Origin of the sequence: Oscillibacter sp. ER4 (genome assembly GCF_000765235.1) — a bacterium.
Lineage (GTDB): Bacteria > Bacillota > Clostridia > Oscillospirales > Oscillospiraceae > Hominicoprocola > Hominicoprocola fusiformis.
On record NZ_JPJG01000012.1, the window covers coordinates 33,439 to 51,239 of the forward strand.

Here is a 17,801-nt window from a genome sequence, read left to right on the forward strand (position 1 = left end):
ATAAAAGCGCGAAGTACCTTTTCTGAGAGGAGAAGACGATGGAGCTTGCCAAAAATCAGGAGCATACCGTCACCATCGAGGGCTATGGCGAGGGCGGCATGGGCGTTGCGCGCATCGACGGGCGCGTCGTGTTCGTCCACGGCGCGCTGCGCGGCGAAAAGTGCCGCGTGCTCATCCTGAAGACGCTCAAGAGCGTCGCCTTTGCCAAAGTGCTCGAGGTGCTCGAGCCGTCGAGCGAGCGCATGGAATCGGACTGCCCGTATTTTCCGCGCTGCGGCGGCTGCACGTACCGCCACATCCGCTATGAAGAGGAGCTGCGGCTGAAAAAGCAACGCGTGCAGGACAATTTGTCCCGCATCGGCGGCAGTGATGTGACGGTTGAGGAGATTTTAGGCGCGCAGGACACGCTGCGCTACCGCAACAAGGCGCAGTACCCTGTATCAAAGGACGGCGCGGTCGGCTTTTACCGCGCCCGCACGCACGAGGTCATCGAGTGCGAGCACTGCTTATTAGTCAGACCTGAGGCCGACGCCGCGGCGGAGGCGCTGCGCGAATATATGCAGTCCTGCCGCGTCGCGGGCTATGACGAAAAGATGGGCCGCGGCCTCATTCGTCACCTTTACGTCCGCTCAAACGCGGCGGGGGAGAGCCTGATCTGCGTGCTTGTGAACGGCGATAAGCTGCCGAAAGAAGACCGGCTCGTCACACTCCTGCGCGATGCGTGCCCGGAGTGCACCGGCATCGTGCTCGGCACGAACACGAAAAAGGGCAACGTCATCCTTGGCGACCGCTACCGCACGCTCTGGGGGAGCGACCGGATCGAGGACACACTCTGCGGCAAGACGTTCCGGCTCAGCGTGCCGTCGTTCTATCAGGTCAACCGCGCGCAGGCCGAGCGGCTCTATGCGAAGGCCATCGAATTTGCGGACCTCACGGGGCAGGAGACGGTGCTCGACCTCTACTGCGGCGCGGGCACGATCACACTTGCGCTGTCGGACCACTCGAAGAAAGTCCTCGGTGCGGAGATCGTCCCCGAGGCCATCGACGACGCGCGCGAAAACGCTGCGCGCAACGGCGTTAAAAACACGGAGTTTTTCTGCGGCGATGCGTCCGATGTGGCAAAAAAGCTCGCGCGCGAAAACCTGCGCCCCGACGTCATCACCGTCGACCCGCCGCGCAAGGGCTTGGCCGCCGACGTGGTGGAGAGCATCGCCGAGATGCAGCCGGGACGTGTCGTGTACGTCTCGTGCGACAGCGCGACCATGGCGCGCGACGTAAAGCGCTTAGCAGACCTCGGCTACACCGCCCAGCGCGCCTGCGCAGTGGACATGTTCCCAAGGGCGGATCACGTCGAGACGGTATGTCTTTTGTCCAAACTGAAATCGACGCAGCATATTGAAGTTGAGCTGGATATGGACGAGTTGGATTTGACGGCAGCAGAGAAAAAGGCAACCTATGATGAGATCAAAGCGTATGTGCTGGAGAAGTACGGTTTGAAGGTGTCCAGCCTGTATATCTCCCAAGTCAAGCGGAAGTGCGGGCTGGATGTGGGACAGAATTATAACCTGTCAAAGAAGGAAGATGCAAAAGTGCCACAGTGCCCACCTGAAAAGGAAGCGGCTATTATGGCGGCACTGAAGCATTTTCAAATGATTTCATAAAATTGAAGTTTGATAGGATTAGGCTATAATTGATATAGACAGCAAGAAAGTGCCAGTCAAAAGGCTGGCACTTTCTTGTTGTTATGTAATGAGATACCGATTTACATTTGCTTGATTATAGACATAGTCGAAAACAATGGAATCAATTGCATAGACCAGAGAAATAACGAAATTTACCGAATCCTTTGTACTTGCTCTATCAATAGGGTATTGGCATTGATTCACCAAATCAAAGTCTGCTTCATGTGCAATGGAATCACGCCGCTTTACAATCAGCTTAAGTTGTTCCTTGAGTACCTGAGTTGAAATACCCATTATACCAGAAACTTCGTCCCAAATTTTTTTATCACACACTATTTTTAATGCCTCAGCAATCTTGTCTGGCTGCTGAAAACTTTTCCACCCTAAATTGGTTCTGATTTCTTTCTCGATGATTGGAAAAGCATCAATTGCATTGGTATTATTGAGAAATAGACTTACAGAATTTAAGCCAATTGTAAGCTTATAAAAGGATGCGGACTGTGGCTTTCCGTTTTTCAATATATCCATTGCTTTGTAAATTAACACCGCATGGATAAACTGGTCCAAAGCACTAACTGCAAACACAATTTCTGCTCTTAACAAACCAGATATATCTATTCCGGCTGTAAGCAATCTGGCATTATACTTGAAAATATCATCCAATTTTTTTAACTCTAGGATGTGAAGATTGAAATTGTCAATTGGAGTATTCATTTTCAACCCTCACTATTAATTTGTCAAATTTACAATTTCATCAACCATATCAGAAAAGACCTTATAAAACATTTGCCTTTTTTCAAGATAGTTCTCCAGCACCTGTCCGGTTCCTAAATATCTCTCATCAATGGCAAATACAGGGATAGATGGTCCATTGTCTTCTTGCATTTTGGGAGCTAGACTTTGAAAGTTGGAGATGTACGCCAAACAATATTTAACTCTTTCTTGAATTGCTCTTTTTTCTCCATCCAACACTAAGTCTTGTGGTTCAAAAGCGGGAATGACTGTATTTTGCACCTTTTCGACAACACTATCTATTTTTCCTTGAAATGCCTGCGTGGGGCTCCCTTTTCTAATAGTAAAATTTTGCATCACAATGCCTAAAAACTTAGGATCTTTTTCGGGAAAAGGATAAATGCTGTCTCTAAAAAACGCTCTAGCAGTTAAGGACCATTTTTTCCATTTTGGAACCGTTGAGGCTAATGTCGATAAAGCCATCTGCGAGAAGAAATCCGGTGCAGTAGGAACGATGAAGTAATCGCTAATAGTCAATAAGTTTTTATTTGTTTCCGAAAGACTTGGGTTCATATCAATTAAAACATAGTCAATTTGGTGTTTTTCGACCATTTTTTGAATAAATGCGTATATTGCACCAGGTAAATTCATCAAAATGGCCATAGATGTAGAAAAATTGTGTGCCATTCCAAGAGAAATATCAAATTCCGTAATATCAATATGCCCTGGAACAAGCCACAAGTTTTCTTTAACTTGAACTCCTTCAATTGCTTGGATAGGAATCGGCTGCCCCAAAAATGCCGGATCAAGTGCAGACTTGATATTGTTATTGGGGTTTTCTTCGTAAAATCTTTCAAAGGAATCTTCGCCAATAGCTAGACCTGTGAGATTACACTGAGAATCGGTATCTACCATTAGGACTTTGTATCCTTTGTCCGAAAGCATCCATGCTACGTGATAAGCTGTAGTTGTTTTGCTAACTCCACCTTTGTGGTTGAAAAAAGAAATTATTTTTGCCATTGTCTATCCTCCTAATGCTAAAGTGAATATTATAACCCCTTCACAATCTCCATAAACCGCTCCAGGGAATACGCTCCCGGATAGTCCGGCTGCTTGGTCTCAAACACCATGTAATACTTGTACTGTTTTCCGGCCAGCTTCGCCCACTGGTCGCCGATTTTGGCTTTTTCCTTAGATTCATCGTTGTCCAGGTGGTCGCCCTTGGTCTCTACCATCAAAATCTTCCCACTGTGGAGCATCACGATGATGTCGGGATAGGCGTGAACGGGCCCGTTAATCTGGAAGCCCAGTCTGGAAATATTCCGGTGCCACCACTTGACGTTGCCCAGCTCCGACAGTGCCCACACCACCTTGAACTCGTACTCGTTCATATCTTCTTCGGCGGTATAGAGCGATTTCGGCACCATCGAGGTAAATGCCGTTGGGGAGATCACCGCAGGCAGCGCATAGTTGGGCAGGCAGGAAATCTTGTCCTGCTCCAGCCAGGTATCAAAGACGCTGGAGCGATGCTGGGCAATCAATTCCTTTACCTTTCCCTGAATTTTCACGACATAGGGATACGGCGACTGCTCCAGCTCGGAGAGCTGGTCTTCGCTCATGGTGCCGATCACCCGGTCGATGTACTCATCCAGTTCCCGGTCGTTGACGCAGTTCATCTTGGACAGCTTTTGCTTGATAATGCCCTTACACAGAGAAAGCCGCTTTTCCGAGGGCTGGGTGTTGAACCACTCCCGGAAAAAGGCGCTGTCGCCACCAGACAACCGCCATGCCTTTGCGGTGCTGTCTTTGCTATCGTCTACATCCACCCGCGCCATCTCAGCGTTGACGGTAGTGAAATCCACATGAGCGTCTTTGTCCCGCAGAGAGAAACCACCCTCTAAATGTTCCAGTTCCAGGGTTTCATGAGCTTCCGAAAACAGACTGGGGCCAGTCTCCAGCATAAATTGGGGGAAGCGCAAGGCAGCGGCTTCGTCTGCAAATTCCTCATTCATTCGGAACTGATTCATTTTGTCGCGCACCTCCGATGGAGCCTGGCTCAAAGCAGTGTTATCGGCCTGGTTGATCTCGTCCTCATAGGTTTTATTCTGTTGCAGGGCCTGTGACAGCATGGGATCGGACTGCATAGTTCCATCCTGCACGGATTGCTCTGACTCATGTGTTGCCGCTTCAAAACGCGCCTTCAAATCCGAGCCGTCTACCTCCGGCAGATCTGGTTCGTCAGCGGGAGGGGTTACAATGGGAAGCTGCTCTGTCTCTGCTGTGGGAGGTACCATAATGGGAGCATCCACATCCTGTGCCCGGTAGTCGCGGCTGCTGAAACCGGCGCTGTTCAGTCCGGCTACAACCTTTTCCAGCGTCTGGTGGAAGTCTGCGGAAGATGTGATGACATAGGAGAGATTCAGCACTTCACTGCTGTTTTTCTGTGTGTAGGGCAAGCGAAGCACACGCCCCAAAATCTGCTCCACATCCACGGTAGAAGTGCGGTTTGCCACCGTGGCCAACACATAGGCGAAGGGACAGTCCCAGCCCTCTTTCAGGGCATTCACGGTGATGATGTACCGGATGGGGCAGTCTGGGGACAGCAAGTCCACATTTTTCAGCTCGTCTTTATCGCCGGTTTTTATGGCGATTTCCTTTTCTGGAATGCCGCCATCCACCAGCGTTTTCTTGATTTTTTCATATGTGGTGCTGTCCGCATTGTTGCGGGGCTGTGCCTGGAACAGAACGATGGGACGAATATAGCGCCCGCTGGTTTCCTGCTCCCGCTTAGTCTGCGCCTCCAGCTTGGCACGAATAGCGATAGCATCTCCATATACATCGGCCTGAGATTTACGGTTGTAGACGATGACCGGCAGCTTGACCATGTTGGCCTTTTTCAGTCGAGCAGCGTCCACAAAAGAGATGATATTGCTTTTCTTCTTGGGGGTGGCGGTCAGGTCAAACACGAAGCTGGGGTTGAAGTTTTGCAGCATTTCCACGCTCAAATCCGAAGTGGCATGGTGGCTTTCGTCCACGATAACCACCGGATTCAAATAGCGGATTACCTGGATCAACGCCGTCTCATCGGTATCGGCCAACAGAACAGACGGATCATCCATCCACTTGGCAAACTCAGCCAGATAACCATTCTCCTGATAGGCTTTGCGGCCTTCTTTTTTGCTGGTTCGGAAGGAATCATAGCTGAGGACAAACAAAGAAAGCTGTTCTGTCACCGCAGAGGGGGTGAAATTCTGCCCCATGAGGGCCTGTTCTTTGGAGTACACCTGCACCCGCCCGCCAAAATCCACATCCAGCCGCTGGCGGTAGGGATGGTCTGGATTTTCCAGCGCCTTACGTGTCTGGGTCAGAATGGCCTCAGAGGGCACCAGCCATACAACGGCCTTGGCCCGGCGCTGAGGCATGGCGTCAAAAATCGTCCGCAGAGAACTGGCGGCAATATAGGTCTTGCCGCCGCCGGTGGGTACCTTGGCACACACATGAGGCACGCCGGGCAACACATTCACATAATTCGACATACCGCCGAAGCCCACCAGAACATTCTTTTCGTTCCAGAGGGTCTGATACGCCTTTGCCGGGCTTTGCAGTTCCACCACCAGCTCCAGGTAGCGTGCAAGATCAGCAATGACTTCTTTTTGATAGGATTTCAGTTCCATATTATGTATCCCCTATGAACTCAATAGAGTCACTACAAGTAAGTTCAAATAATTGATTTTCCTCAATATTGCAATCTGGTCCAATTTCTGGAGTAATGATGTCCATGTATAGTGCTTCCAGTGAAAAGAGCGCAGCCAAAGATAAAACCATATTTTTTAGATTTGCCTTTACAAAATTGATTTCACCATCCGAATTTCTCGAAGTCCTTTGGTGCTTCATTTTGTTATAATCGCTCCACCAACTAGGCGTATTACAGTTTGGAAGTAATTTATATCTCACATTTCCGTTTTTATCTAGATACTGGGTGTATCCAAATTTGTCCCATGGTTTAACCACGTAACCGTTAGTAAAGAAAACACGAGCTTTTGTAATTTGGGGCATATTGTTTATGATAACATACCCCCAATGGGTAATATTAGGTCTTTGAATTGTAGAAAAGTTTGGGTCAAAATGTTCTGCAATTTCTTTTGCTACAACATCAATCTCGCTGCACACAGCCTGAATAAGTTTCAAATACTCAACAGAGTAGGTCCGATCATTGTGTCTGTCAAAAGCTACATATTTCTGAGTTTGCTTAAAAGCTTCCTCCAGTTCGAGATAATAGTTCCAGTAACTCGCTACAAATTTTGATATTTCGGAAAGTTCTTTTGCCATTTCCTCATGCTCCTTTATAGCCTAGCTATGTCCCGAGGAATTTTCTTAAATGTGATGTTATGCTTGCGCAGCGTCTCCTGGGGGATGGCGCATAGATCGGCATATATCGTATAGCCCTCGGCTTTGGTCTGGATAGTAGCTAAAAAGGCATGGTCCAGCGTAGTGACACTTTCCCGTTCATAGTAGAAGTAATAGGCGGTGTTGCGGCACAGGCCCATGAAGTAGGGCTCGTCCGTGGGCTGTTCGGTGGGCAAGGACTCTTTGGTCTCCATATAGTAGACATATTCCCGGATTTTCTGCGGACCCACTTCTTCATTGAGGTTGCCGTCCGGCAGCAGAAGCACAGGCCCCAGCTCATAGTAGCTGAAATTGCCGCCGGTGCCTTCCACGGCCTTCTTGTCCTCGCCGTAGCCGTCAATCACCCGTTTGACACGCTCGGCGGTGATGCTGTCGGCGTAATTCTCCATTTCCACCAAGATGAATTTGCGGTTACCGCCGTCGGCTTTGTTCATATTGAGCACGGCGTGGGCAGTAGTGCCGGAACCGGCGAAAGAGTCGAGAATGATGGAATCAGGATCGGACGCGATTTGGATGATGCGCTCAATCAAGCAAGTTGGTTTTGGCGTGTCAAAAGGGGCTGTGCCATCGAATATTACTTTTAATTCCGCGGTTGCTTGCCGAGTAGTCCCCGCTATACCACCCGCCCAGATGTTTTCAGGGACTTTACCATTTAAATCAGATAGATATAATTTATGAATAATTGCCGTTTCATCTGCATTGAAAATGATTTCCCCACTATCTATTTTGACCTGCATGGTTTCTTTACTCCATCGCCAGCCTTTTTCAGGAGGAGAAATAATATTCCCATGCGGTGTTTGAATCTCATACTTTAAATTCGGTCGATATAGTCCGTTGACACAATAGCCTGCTCTCCATGGCCCACGAGGATCATTGTCAGGATTTTTATACAATTTATTATCAGCATCCGACCTTGGCAAATTTCCGAGAACGAACTGTGGAGATTTAGAATAAACGAGGGTATGATTAAACTGTGAAACAAATTTTCCGCCATAACCATTTGCCTGAACACTATGTTGCCAAATTACGTCTGATATAAAATTTCCCGCGCCAAAGATTTCATCGCAAATCAAGCGAAGATTTGACTGTTCTGTATCATCTATACTAATAAAAATTGCACCATCGTCTCTTAATAATCGCTGCAACAGCTTCAAGCGGGGGTACATCATGCACAGCCACTTATCGTGCCGGGAAAGGTCCTCTCCTTCTCTGCCCACCACTTCACCCAGCCACTTTTTGATCTTGGGGTCATTGACGTTATCGTTATACACCCAGCCTTCGTTGCCGGTGTTGTACGGTGGATCAATGTAGATGCACTTCACCTTGCCCTCATACTGTGGCAGCAGAGCTTTCAACGCCTCCAGATTGTCGCCGTGGATAATCATGTTTTCGCTGCCGTTGTCCTCGGCGTGCTGTCCGGCTTCGTCATAGCTGTACTGGCGCTCCAGCACCCGATAAGGCACCTCTTGGTGGTGGTTTACCACTTTATCTTTTCCAATCCATTCAAGTGTTGGCATGGGGTGTATCCTCCTTGACCCAAACAATTTGCTTTCTTTTTACTATCCCCCATGAATATACAAAAACCACCTTATCACATGAGGTCAAATCTCCACGCACAAATACATGGATGTTTTTTGTAGTGCTTGATTTTGAAGCAACATCAATATATCGAAGTTCATCATATTTGTAGGCTCCTGCGCTTTTCCTAACGGTGTCTTTATCGGCACAGGAGCATACGGCAATTCTGTTTGAACCGCTGTATAATTCGCAAGCAATTTTCTCAATAATCAACGATTTATTTTTCTTGTTGAGAATCGAAGCCCTAAAATTTATCCACGAACCATCATATCCGCCTTCACCGTCTGGTTTGCCCGTACCGAACCGCACATCAATATCGGAAATAACAAGCAGTTTGCGTCCAAAGCCACTGCACAGGTACGGAAAAACAAGACCAACAATGGTCCCTAACAGTGTTCCCCCTACGCCAATCAGCGCACACAATACATTTTCCGTCATACTTATTTTGCCTCCAAGTTCACTTCGGTTGTTTGGTTGGTCGGCAGAAAGTCCACGATGTCTCCAATATTTACATTCAATATTGCGCAAATTTTCCCCAGTGTTTCCAAGGTCACTTCTTCATCGCGGTTTAGTTTTGTCATGGTGTTGGGGGCGATTCCCGCCGCACGGCGTAAGTCTGCCTTGCTCATTTTGCGATCAATGAGCAGTTTCCAGAGCTTATTGTAAGAAATGGCCATATGGGTACCTCCGGTCAGAAAATTCGACGCTTTTATTATACCAGATACAGGAATTCAGAACAACAGATTTTAGCATCTCAATACGAAAATATCCAACTCAAATTTATCAGTCAGCAAGGCTTTCCGTTCACCTTTCCCAGCCGCTGCTGACCAAAACAGGCACAGAGATTTACCCGCTATTCGGGCAAACCTCTGTGCCTGTTTTACCTGTTCGGGCAGGAGCGTATCTATCGTGTAGGAGCAGGATGGATCGCTACTGCATGGACAGGCGGGGCGTCCAGAGGGGCAAAGCCCCTTCGGCTCTGGGTTTCCAATAGGGGCGAGCAGCATCCCTGTTGGCATAGGGTATCCAAAGGGAAACAGCGTTGCCCCTGGCAGGGGCATCCAAAGGGGACGGAGTTCCACTTGGCACACGATTTTCCGTAGGAAAGTCTAGTGTGTTATACCTTTTGCGACCGCTGACGCTGGAAAGGGGCTGTCCCACGCCAGACAGACCGTTTTCAGTGGCAGCAGAACAGGCGGATTTTGTGGGCTGTAAGATACACAAAATGAAGGATTTGCCATGAGCAAAATCCGGCTGTTCGGGTGTAGGTGGCGCAGAAAACCTTGTAGCTGTGCGAAAAGTTTTTCTGTGTCAACGGGGGCGCAAGAGGTATATAAAAACCCGCCGCAGCGACACGCTTAATTTTCCCCATCCAAGGGGAGCTCAAGAACTTGCTTGGCAAGCTGCTGGAACAGTTCTGAAGTATTCTCGTCCATTGTGATCATCGTTCCTATGTAGGCAGTAATGGCTGTTGACACATCATCGGCTGTCAATTCAGATTGTGGCTTGTCCGGTAATGCGGCACGAATCCCCTTTACTGCTTCTGCTGTAGCAACCGCTCCACTGGGTTGCTCCTCTGCCATGTTCTCTTTTACATCCCGAATGATCTTCATCAATATGTTTTTGATTTTCTCTATGTCTGCTTCATTACTCTGAATTTTGCTGGAGCTCAGAAAACTCAGATCTTTTATCATTTCCGTTCGCTTTGAAGGATCGGCGCTCATCAGCTCTGCAAGCGGATCAGTGGCAAGGTCAATAATCTGGTTTCTGGCCATGATACCATTTGCAACGGTATTGCTGAAATAGTTTTTCATCAAAGCACAAAGTTTTGGGAACTGGTCATGCTCCAAAAGCCTGTTTAACACATCGGGGTCAATCGTTTTCAAAATCAGCCTGCGGATTACTTCCTCTGATAATCCCAGCTGGGAAATATCATAGCTTTTCGGTACGCTAATGGGCGTAAGGCAAAGTAGATAATCTGCTGAAACATGGAATACCTTAGCCAGCGAGACTAACAAAGCGCTGCCGATATTTGTGGTTTCTCCACTCTCCAAACGGCTGATCTGGGAGTGAGCAACAAATATTTTGTCTGCCAGTTCTTTTTGGCTCCATCCCCTGTCCTGGCGTAATAGGCGGACACGGTACGCAGTGGTATTTTCCTGCTCATCGTCATAGTTCTTCTTCATGTGCAACGCCTCCCAACCTACTATCATTATAAACCACCCTGTGCAAATTTGCAATTTTTCAAGTCTATACTTCCGACATTTGCGGCTTTCGTGCATAAACGAAGGCCGCTAATTTTTTGCGGTAAACTTGGCTCACGATCGATCGAAAAGACACTTTGAAAATCGAATGACCGTCCAGACCGAGATAAACCGCCATGACTTCTGTAAAAGGAACGAGCGCTCCACAAAGGAGACGACACAGCGCCGAGCAGGGTTGCCTGTCAGGAAACGGAATGGGTAGAACGGCTTAACCAAGAGCAAGCAGGAGGATTATTGCTATTTGAATATTTTTGAAACTGTGAAGGCGGCAGTTCCCGTAAGACAAGCCGCCGAACACTACGGGCTGAAAGTTAACCGCAACGGCATGGCTTGCTGCCCATTCCACAATGACAGGCATCCCAGCCTGAAGCTGAACGAGGAATATTTCTTCTGCTTCGGCTGTGGAGCTACCGGGGATGTGATTGAATTTACGGCAAAGCTGTTTGATTTGGGAAGCTTGCAAGCGGCGCAAAGGCTGGCTGTGGACTTCGGTATCAGCACCGAACAGGGACAAGCTGTGGCAGCTTCCCGCAAGCCCAAACATCCCCACATCCGACAGTTCCGAGAAGATGAAATGTTTTGCTTCCGTGTACTGACGGATTATCTGCATCTGCTGGAAGATTGGAAAGTACGGTATGCACCCAAAACGCCGGACGATGCTCTGAATGATCGTTTTGTGGAAGCCTGCCAGATGCTTGACCGCATCGAGTATCTGACTGACATTTTGACCGTAGGTGATTTGGAAGAACGTGTTGCTGTGGTGGATGAGCTGATGAGGGATGGCAAGATTGCGTTCCTCCAGGACTACACCGCAAGAAAGAGAGAGGAGGATGTACGCTGTGAGCGAGGAAATGACGCAGACCACGCACTCTGAAAATCCGGCGTGGTTTGACGGCAAGAAAATCAGCGAAGCCCTATTCTGCGAAGAATTTCTCCGGGACTATCCAATGATCACGGTGAACGGAGCATTTTTCACGGTCAATGGCAGAGTACACGATGAAAACCGCCTGAAAAAGGTGATCTATGACCGCATCAAGTATTATGTGACCAGCGGCATTGCAAAGAAAGTCACAAACCTGTTGGATGTCATGCGGATGGAGTGCTGTACCGAAAAGCTGCCCCTGTATCAAGACCGTATCCATGTGGCAAACGGCACCTATTATCTGAACGGCACATTCAGCCCGGAAAAGGATTTCTGCCGGAACCGTCTGCCTGTTTCCTACAATCCAGAAGCGCCGCAGCCAGTGACATGGCTGCATTTTTTGTCTCAGCTTTTGGAGCCAGAGGACATTCTGACTTTACAGGAATTTATGGGATACTGCTTTATTCCCTCCACCAAAGGCCAGAAGATGCTTTTGCTGATCGGCAAGGGAGGCGAGGGCAAAAGCCGCATTGGTATTGTCCTTCGTGCGCTGCTGGGCAGCAACATGAACACGGGCAGTATCGCAAAGGTAGAGACAAGCCCCTTCGCTCGTGCCGATCTGGAGCATGAGCTTGTGATGCTGGACGATGATATGAAGCTGGAAGCCTTGCCCCAGACCAATCACATCAAGGCGATCATCACCGCAGAATTGCCGATGGATCTGGAGAAAAAGGGACAGCAGAGCTATCAGGGCGATTTGTATGTTCGCTTTATCGGCTTGGGCAACGGCGTCTTGCAATCTCTCAATGACCACAGCGTGGGCTTTTTCCGCAGACAGATTATCCTTTCCACCAAAGAAAAAGACCCGAACCGGAAAGACGATCCGTATATTGCGGAAAAGATGTGCACCGAAGCGGAAGGCATTTTCCTGTGGGCACTTGCGGGCCTGCATCGTCTGATCGCCAACGATTACAAGTTTACACTTAGCCAGTCGGCGCAGGACAACATGGACGCTGCGGTATCGGACGGCAACAACATCATCGATTTTTTAGGCTCCGAGGGGTATATCCGTTTCAAGGCAGATTACGAAGTCAGCTCCAAAGACCTGTACGCTATTTACAAGCTGTGGTGTGACGATAATGCCATGAGCAGCCTTTCACAAAAGCGCTTTTGCTCCTTCCTCAAACAAAACGAGAGCCACTATCACCTTGAATACACAAATAAGGTCAATATCGGCGGTGGGAAGTTCGCCAGAGGTTTTGTTGGCATCGAGCTTCTGCAAAGGCCGTTTCTGTGAAAAGTGAAAGTGACCCAAAAATACATGTACCACCCGTACCAAACGTACCACGGTACGGAAGTACGCTTGGTACATGTACTTTCCAGTCCACCCCACTTCTTTTTGGCAAAAGCATCCGTAATGACCTGTTTTGGGGCATGGATTTTCAAGGGTAGTGAAAACAGGCAAATTTTTGACCGTAGGACGAAATGATTTCATGAAATCGTGCTTCTCTGAACCGTGTACCGTGTTTATGGAATGGTGGGTGTTTTCACTGTTCCAACCCAAATCACACGGAACAGTAAAGTGGGATATGGTCAGATGGGGACAGGACATCACAGGAGAAATTCTGGACGGATTTCAGAGATTACTTTTTTTCACGATTCGGTATATCTGTTCTACCTTGAAGCGCAGGGTGTTCACCGAACCAACAATGAAATTTTATGGAGGATTTTTTGATATGAATGTACGCAACGAAATCAAGGCACAGATTGTGCGTGCCGGAATGACGATGCAGGAAGTAGTTGACCTGCTACATGATGAATACGGCTGGTCGGACAGCGTTTCCAACCTGTCTGCCAAGTTGCAGCGGGAGAGCATCCGCTATAAAGAGGTTTTGGAACTGGCTGATGTGTTGGGCTACGACATCGTGTGGCAGAAAGGTCGGGAAAAATAATGGAAAAGGGACAGTTTGCTATTTTGAGATTTGCCAAGTATAAAGGGCCGGAGATCGGGCGTATTGAAGCCCATAATGAGCGCACCAAAGAAGAATACGCAAGCAATCCGGATATTGACATCAGTCGGAGTCATTTGAATTTCCACCTTGTTAAGCCGGAAAGAAAGTACCGGGCAGAGTCCGAACGGCAGATTGCTGCAGCCGGATGCCGCACTCGCTCTGACAGTGTTCGTGTGGTGGAAGCGCTGATCACCGCAAGCCCGGAGTTTTTCAAGGGCAAGAAGCGGGCTGAGATCAAGGAATTCTTCAATGAAGCGTTGGAGTTTATCCGACAGAACCAATCCCCCGAAACCATTATATCCGCCGTGGTGCATATGGACGAGAAAACGCCCCATATGCACCTTTCTTTTGTCCCATTGACAGAGGACAAGCGGCTCAGCGCCAAGGAGATCGTGGGCAACAAGAAAAAGCTGACATGGTGGCAAGACAAGTTCTGGGAACACATGGTCAAGAAGTATCCGGTATTGGAGCGTGGTGAGAGTGCCAGCGAGACGGGCCGTGACCATATCCCGCCGAGAGTGTTCAAACAGATGACCCGTCTGACAAAGCAGATGGAAAAGCTGGATGCAATGCTTTCCGATGTGAAGTTTACCAACTACAAGGAGCGGACAGCGCAGATCGCAGCGTTTCTGGAGGAATATATCCCGGATGTGGCGGCGATGGAAACACAGATGAAGAAATATCAGAGGTGCTTTACCACGGCTGAGTCCGAGAAAAAGGCGCTGAAAAAGAAAAACGATGATCTGACGGTTGCTCTGGAAAAGAGCCAGCAGCAGAGCACCGTCAAGAAGTTACAGGAAGCAAGGCTGCAAAGCGATTATGAACAGGTAAAAGGGATTCTTGACCGTATCCCTCCAGAGATCACCCGGGCGTACACACAGCGTGGCAGTAAGAAACAGGAGGTAAACCATTATAGCGGATTGGAATAAGGATGAGTGGAGTGGCTTTGCTGATTTGCTTGCCAACTTAATAGAAAAATATGCGGCGGTTCTGGATCTTGACAATCTTCCAGAGCCGCCGAATTGTTTGGGAAAAGAACCTGCCGGAGCTACAAATATCCCCGAACAGCCAGAGAACACTATTGAAAAAGCTAAAACGGCATGATATAATAATCGTGTGATAAGTGTCCAAACTTACTCCGAAAGAACTTCGGAGTAAGGATACATAAAGGTGCCATGGCTGTGGCACGAATGAGGATCGTGAGATGAAAAAAGAAAAGACAAAAGTATATATCTACACGAGGGTATCCACCGCTATGCAGATTGACGGGTACTCTCTGGATGCCCAGAAGTCCAGAATGAAAGCCTTTGCCGAGTACAATGATTATAAGATAGTCGGTGAGTATGAGGATGCCGGCAAGTCTGGTAAATCTATTGAGGGTAGAGCCGAGTTTAACCGCATGATGGAGGATATAAAAACCGGAAAAGATGGCGTATCCTTTGTGCTGGTGTTCAAGCTGTCCCGCTTCGGTAGAAATGCGGCGGATGTATTGTCTACCTTACAGGTCATGCAGGATTTTGGTGTCAATCTGATCTGCGTGGAGGATGGGATTGATTCCTCCAAGGATGCCGGAAAGCTGATGATCTCTGTTTTATCTGCAGTTGCGGAGATCGAGAGAGAAAACATCCGGGTCCAGACAATGGAAGGCAGAATCCAGAAAGCCCGTGAAGGCAAATGGAATGGCGGGTTTGCGCCCTATGGTTACAAGCTGGAAAATGGACAGCTTATTATCAATGAGGAAGAAGCGGTTGCAATTCGGGTGATCTTCGATCAGTATGTGCATACCGACATGGGTGCAAATGGTCTTGCCAAATATCTTGACCAACATGGTATTCACAAAATCCAGCGGCAAAACGGCAAAAACCCGCTGTTCGATGCATCCCTGATCCGAAGAATACTGAAAAATCCTGTGTATTGTGGGAAAATCGCCTATGGCAGACGCAGAACAGAAAAGGTGCATGGCACCAGGAACGATTACCGGCTTGTGGAGCAGGATGATTATCTGCTGGTGGATGGCCAGCATGAGGGGATCGTGTCGGAAGAACTCTGGCACGAAGCACAGGTGAAGCTGCTGGCTCAGGCTGAAAAGTATGAACACGTGAATCGTGGTAAGGACACCAAGGTGCATCTTCTGTCCGGTATCGTCAAATGCCCAATCTGCGGAGCCGGGATGTATGGTAACAAGAGCATTAAGCATAAGTCGGATGGAACAAAGTACAAGGATTTCTTCTATTACGGCTGCAAGCACCGCACTATGACCCGTGGGCACAAGTGCGATTATCGAAAGCAGATTCACGAGGAACTGTTGGACAGTGCTGTGGCAGAGGTTATTGTGAAGTTGGTCAGCAATCCCAAGTTTGCCGCCATGATGCAGGAAAAAATCAACATGAAGGTGGACACGGCGGCCATTGAGCAGGAGATTGCCAATTACGAAAAGCAGCTCCGGCAGTGTTATGCCGTGAAATCAAAGCTGATGGAAGAAATAGATTCCCTTGACCCGGACGATAAACACTACTACAAACGCAAAGCAGACCTTGATGATCGGCTTTATAAGATGTATGATAAAATCGAAGATACGGAAAATCTGCTGATCGCCGCCAGAGCAAAGAAAATGGCAATCGAAGCAGAAAAGCTCGCCGGAGATAATATTTACAAGGTGCTGATTTACTTCGATAAGCTGTACGCCGTCATGAGTGAGCAAGAAAAGCGGCAGATTATGGAATCTCTGATTTCCGAGATTCAGATTTATCCGGAACGTCAACCCAACGGACAGTGGCTCAAGTCCATCAAATTTAAGCTCCCGATTATTGAGGAAGATATGAGTTTTAGTTTGGACAATGAAACACAAGTTGAGACGGTTGTCCTCTTGTCACGGGAAACAAATCCACTGACGGTTGAAGTCAGAATGGAAGTGGAAACCGGCGAGGTCAAGGAGCATCCGACCTATAAGCTTATTCAGGAATATGTGCAGGAGAAGTACGGCTTCAAAGTCCATACGGCATATATTGCCGAGGTCAAGCGTATGGTCGGACTGGATATGCACAAAGCGCCGAACGCAGTGGAGCAGAGAAAACATGAGTATCATCCCTGCCCGCCTGAAAAGGTTGAGGCGATCAAAGATGCGCTGCGGCATTTTGGCTTAATTGCTGAGTGAATTGACTATGAGGCAGTAAAAACGCCGTGCTAAAATCGAGCGTAGTGAAAACAGCAAATTTCTTTCTTCTTGCGCAAAATAGTATATTAGAAAGCAAAGCACGATAGAGTGTACGCGGTACGCTTCTGTGCGTAGGATTTTGCGAAACAGTACATTTCCGCACCAAACAGCAAAATGCGAAAGAGCTGTTTGCAAGCAGAGCATTGCTTCACCCGCTGAAAATCGCTGTAATCAGACAAAGCCCAGCACCACTTTAATGGCGTGGTGCTGGGCTTCTTTTTTGTCATGCTTCGGGTTTTTTTGAGGATAAAACCGACTGTGTGCCGTTTGCTTTTCTTTGCCATATTGACACGCTGCCCTCGGTTCATCACGGCAACTGTACGTTTTCGGGATAGAAATGAACACTTTTCTTTGTATAGGGAGAAAGCCGGAGAGGAAAAAGAGGGTGAGCGCAGGCTGTGGGAACGGTGCGTAAACCGCTTGCGGTTTTCCACGGTTTCCATAGCCGCAGCGAGGGAGAAAAGGGAGAGGTGGCTTTCTCGCTCAGGCGGCTTGCCGCCGCTCTTTTGCTCTCCCTTTTCTCCCTGAATATCAGGGATTATTCTGCGTCATTGCTCGGCGTAACAGGGCGAAAGTCCTCCTGAACCCCTTCATTGAGGTCAAAGCACATGGTTTTTGCATCAGCAACCCAGAACCCACGCACCTTGTAGCGCTTGCCGGGAATCCAGTCCTCGCCAGTGACAGCGCGAAGCGGGTCAAGCAGATTCTTGTTGGAGATCGTAACAACACCTTTCTGTTCGCCTCTCGGCTTGGAGAACTTGAAGCCCTTCGGTTCGTTGCTCTTGCAGGAACGGATCGCAAATACCCTCGCTTTCGCATACAACGATGGTCGCAGCGCTGGTGGATCGACTGACATACCGATCTCATGTACTGGATATGAGTGGTCCATGCCGATACAGAGTACACCATAGAGGAACAGGGCGTTAAGCGGACAATCCCGCTGAAAGCAAATCAAATTCTTTTGGATTTGAGCTTTATTCAGCCTGGACAGGTTCATGCTTTGTGCGGGAAGCGCAGATTTACCCTTGCCCATGAATGCGCTCATCAAAT

Annotated in this window: 15 protein-coding genes and 1 pseudogene; 7 read left to right on the forward strand and 9 right to left on the reverse strand. The window is 48.4% G+C overall.

The window, feature by feature from the left end:
• Positions 1-38 precede the first annotated feature (38 nt).
• Positions 39-1,661, forward strand: a complete 1,623-nt coding sequence (gene rlmD, locus NI20_RS0102070) for a 23S rRNA (uracil(1939)-C(5))-methyltransferase RlmD (protein WP_033119784.1) — start codon at positions 39-41, stop codon at positions 1,659-1,661.
• 81 nt (positions 1,662-1,742) lie between these two features.
• On the opposite strand, the gene NI20_RS13965 is transcribed toward rlmD, so the two are convergent.
• From NI20_RS13965 to NI20_RS0102110, 8 genes are all read right to left on the reverse strand, one after another.
• Positions 1,743-2,396 carry a HEPN domain-containing protein gene (locus NI20_RS13965; protein WP_052084361.1) on the reverse strand — a complete coding sequence of 218 codons (654 nt, stop codon included), beginning with the start codon at positions 2,394-2,396 and terminating at the stop codon, positions 1,743-1,745.
• A gap of 15 nt (positions 2,397-2,411) precedes the next feature.
• A complete protein-coding gene (locus NI20_RS0102080) occupies positions 2,412-3,434 on the reverse strand; it encodes a ParA family protein (RefSeq protein ID WP_033119785.1) in 1,023 nt (340 codons plus the stop codon).
• Positions 3,435-3,463: 29 nt separating this feature from the next.
• Entirely contained in the window at positions 3,464-6,088 is a 2,625-nt protein-coding gene (locus NI20_RS0102085) for a DEAD/DEAH box helicase (RefSeq protein ID WP_033119786.1), read from the reverse strand.
• Between the two features lies 1 nt (position 6,089).
• Complete coding sequence (locus NI20_RS0102090; protein ID WP_033119787.1) at positions 6,090-6,743, reverse strand: hypothetical protein; 654 nt, start codon at positions 6,741-6,743, stop codon at positions 6,090-6,092.
• Between the two features lie 14 nt (positions 6,744-6,757).
• On the reverse strand, positions 6,758-8,338 hold the full coding sequence (locus tag NI20_RS0102095) for a site-specific DNA-methyltransferase (RefSeq protein ID WP_033119788.1): 1,581 nt from the start codon (positions 8,336-8,338) through the stop codon (positions 6,758-6,760).
• On the reverse strand, positions 8,325-8,837 hold the full coding sequence (locus NI20_RS0102100) for a hypothetical protein (protein WP_033119789.1): 513 nt from the start codon (positions 8,835-8,837) through the stop codon (positions 8,325-8,327). Before NI20_RS0102100 ends, NI20_RS0102095 begins: the two co-directional genes overlap by 14 nt.
• Positions 8,838-8,839: 2 nt before the next feature.
• Positions 8,840-9,076: a helix-turn-helix transcriptional regulator gene (locus tag NI20_RS0102105; RefSeq protein ID WP_033119790.1), complete on the reverse strand. Its 237-nt coding sequence runs from the start codon at positions 9,074-9,076 to the stop codon at positions 8,840-8,842.
• Between the two features lie 681 nt (positions 9,077-9,757).
• Positions 9,758-10,585 carry a helix-turn-helix domain-containing protein gene (locus NI20_RS0102110; protein WP_052084362.1) on the reverse strand — a complete coding sequence of 276 codons (828 nt, stop codon included), beginning with the start codon at positions 10,583-10,585 and terminating at the stop codon, positions 9,758-9,760.
• Between the two features lie 319 nt (positions 10,586-10,904).
• Between NI20_RS0102110 and NI20_RS0102115 the strand changes: the two genes are divergently transcribed.
• The 6 genes and pseudogenes from NI20_RS0102115 to NI20_RS0102135 form a co-directional block, all read left to right on the forward strand.
• Entirely contained in the window at positions 10,905-11,537 is a 633-nt protein-coding gene (locus tag NI20_RS0102115) for a CHC2 zinc finger domain-containing protein (protein WP_033119791.1), read from the forward strand.
• Positions 11,515-12,822, forward strand: a complete 1,308-nt coding sequence (locus NI20_RS0102120) for a phage/plasmid primase, P4 family (RefSeq protein WP_033119806.1) — start codon at positions 11,515-11,517, stop codon at positions 12,820-12,822. Before NI20_RS0102115 ends, NI20_RS0102120 begins: the two co-directional genes overlap by 23 nt.
• Positions 12,823-13,261: 439 nt before the next feature.
• Positions 13,262-13,477, forward strand: coding sequence for a hypothetical protein (locus NI20_RS0102125; protein ID WP_033119807.1), 216 nt, complete (start codon positions 13,262-13,264; stop codon positions 13,475-13,477).
• Positions 13,477-14,466: a MobV family relaxase gene (gene mobV, locus NI20_RS0102130; RefSeq protein ID WP_033119792.1), complete on the forward strand. Its 990-nt coding sequence runs from the start codon at positions 13,477-13,479 to the stop codon at positions 14,464-14,466. Before NI20_RS0102125 ends, mobV begins: the two co-directional genes overlap by 1 nt.
• Before the next feature lie 25 nt (positions 14,467-14,491).
• A complete protein-coding gene (locus NI20_RS14400; protein ID WP_197055338.1) occupies positions 14,492-14,641 on the forward strand; it encodes a hypothetical protein in 150 nt (49 codons plus the stop codon).
• A gap of 100 nt (positions 14,642-14,741) precedes the next feature.
• Positions 14,742-16,412 (forward strand): annotated as a pseudogene (locus NI20_RS0102135) (recombinase family protein); the annotation flags it as partial.
• 877 nt (positions 16,413-17,289) lie between these two features.
• Here NI20_RS0102135 and NI20_RS15575 read toward each other — a convergent pair.
• The coding region (locus tag NI20_RS15575) for a hypothetical protein (RefSeq protein WP_369699384.1) at positions 17,290-17,801 on the reverse strand (512 nt) is incomplete at its 5' end.

Bases quoted from the DNA above. Each gene is read 5' to 3' on its own strand.
- rlmD (WP_033119784.1), top strand. From the start codon at position 39: ATGGAGCTTGCCAAAAATCAGGAGCATACCGTCACCATCGAGGGCTAT.
- NI20_RS13965 (WP_052084361.1), bottom strand. From the start codon at position 2,396: ATGAATACTCCAATTGACAATTTCAATCTTCACATCCTAGAGTTAAAA.
- NI20_RS0102080 (WP_033119785.1), bottom strand. From the start codon at position 3,434: ATGGCAAAAATAATTTCTTTTTTCAACCACAAAGGTGGAGTTAGCAAA.
- NI20_RS0102085 (WP_033119786.1), bottom strand. From the start codon at position 6,088: ATGGAACTGAAATCCTATCAAAAAGAAGTCATTGCTGATCTTGCACGC.
- NI20_RS0102090 (WP_033119787.1), bottom strand. From the start codon at position 6,743: ATGGCAAAAGAACTTTCCGAAATATCAAAATTTGTAGCGAGTTACTGG.
- NI20_RS0102095 (WP_033119788.1), bottom strand. From the start codon at position 8,338: ATGCCAACACTTGAATGGATTGGAAAAGATAAAGTGGTAAACCACCAC.
- NI20_RS0102100 (WP_033119789.1), bottom strand. From the start codon at position 8,837: ATGACGGAAAATGTATTGTGTGCGCTGATTGGCGTAGGGGGAACACTG.
- NI20_RS0102105 (WP_033119790.1), bottom strand. From the start codon at position 9,076: ATGGCCATTTCTTACAATAAGCTCTGGAAACTGCTCATTGATCGCAAA.
- NI20_RS0102110 (WP_052084362.1), bottom strand. From the start codon at position 10,585: ATGAAGAAGAACTATGACGATGAGCAGGAAAATACCACTGCGTACCGT.
- NI20_RS0102120 (WP_033119806.1), top strand. From the start codon at position 11,515: ATGACGCAGACCACGCACTCTGAAAATCCGGCGTGGTTTGACGGCAAG.
- NI20_RS0102125 (WP_033119807.1), top strand. From the start codon at position 13,262: ATGAATGTACGCAACGAAATCAAGGCACAGATTGTGCGTGCCGGAATG.
- mobV (WP_033119792.1), top strand. From the start codon at position 13,477: ATGGAAAAGGGACAGTTTGCTATTTTGAGATTTGCCAAGTATAAAGGG.